Below are 1,238 nucleotides of genomic sequence, written 5' to 3' on the forward strand. Positions count from 1 at the left end.
GAACGAGGAGTTCACAACTTATAAATTGGACAATGAATACGCTGATATTCGATATGTATTTATCGAAGGTATTAAAGCGGGGCAAAAATACGGATTCATTGCAGAAACAGCTAATGGTCCAATATTACTTTCTGACCCTTATGCTAAAGCGATAAGTGAGCCGCTCCACTACACCACGCCTTATAGTAATGAGAAAAGCTTTACGATGGCGAAATGTGTCGTTGTTGATGATACCTTCGACTGGCAAGGCGTCGAAAAGCCACGAATTAGCCGTGAAGAGACCGTTCTGTTTGAAACGCATGTTAAAGGCCTATCTCAACTTCACCCTGAAGTCGCCAGTAATATCAAAGGCCGTTACCTGGGGTTAGTCAGCCCTGAAATGCTTGCGTTCTACAAACAACAAAACATCAACTCTCTACAACTTTTGCCCATTGCGGCCTGCATGCACGAACCACACCTGCTTGATATGGATAAAGTGAACTATTGGGGCTACAACCCTTATTTGTTCATGGTGCCAGACCCTCGCTATGCAGAAAAAGACGCCGTCACAGAACTCAAAACCGCTATTCGTGAGCTGCACCGCAATGGTATCGAGGTGATCTTAGATGTGGTGTACAACCACACAGCAGAAGGTGGCGAAGGCGGAACAACCTTCAACCTAAAAGCATTAGATAGCCGCACGTATATTAAGCACGGCTGCCATTATGCAAACTTCACCGGTTGTGGAAATACAGTCGACCTCACCCACCAGCCAGCACTCAACCTAGTCATGGACACGCTTCGTTACTGGGTAAGCGAATTCCAAGTCGACGGGTTCCGTTTTGACTTGGCAGCCACATTGGGGCGCGAAGGCGACAACTACAACCCTGAGGCCGCTTTCTTCAAAGCTGTGGCTCAAGATCCTGTGCTTAAAGAGACCAAATTGATCGCAGAGCCATGGGATATCGGCCCAAACGGCTACCAAGTGGGTAATTTTCCGTTTGGTTGGAACGAATGTAACGACAAGCTGAGAGACATTACACGTAGCTTCTGGCGCGGCGATCAAGGCTACCTTAAAGAGTTTGCAACGCGCCTAATGGGCTCTCGTGATATCTACAGTGCAGCGCACTGGCCTTACAAACTCACCGTTAACTACATCACTTACCATGATGGCTTCACCATGCAAGACCTTGTCTCGTACAAGCACAAGCACAATGAAGAAAATGGTGAGAATAACCGCGATGGGCATGGTGATAACC

General features: G+C 47.3%; 1 protein-coding gene. It reads left to right on the forward strand.

Annotated elements, in window-relative coordinates; translation table 11 throughout:
• A partial coding sequence (locus tag BCT81_RS16685; protein ID WP_241908225.1) for an alpha-amylase family glycosyl hydrolase occupies positions 1-1,238 on the forward strand: 1,238 nt, incomplete at both ends.

Origin of the sequence: Vibrio sp. 10N.261.52.A1, from assembly GCF_002876325.1 — a bacterium.
Taxonomy (GTDB): domain Bacteria; phylum Pseudomonadota; class Gammaproteobacteria; order Enterobacterales; family Vibrionaceae; genus Vibrio; species Vibrio chagasii.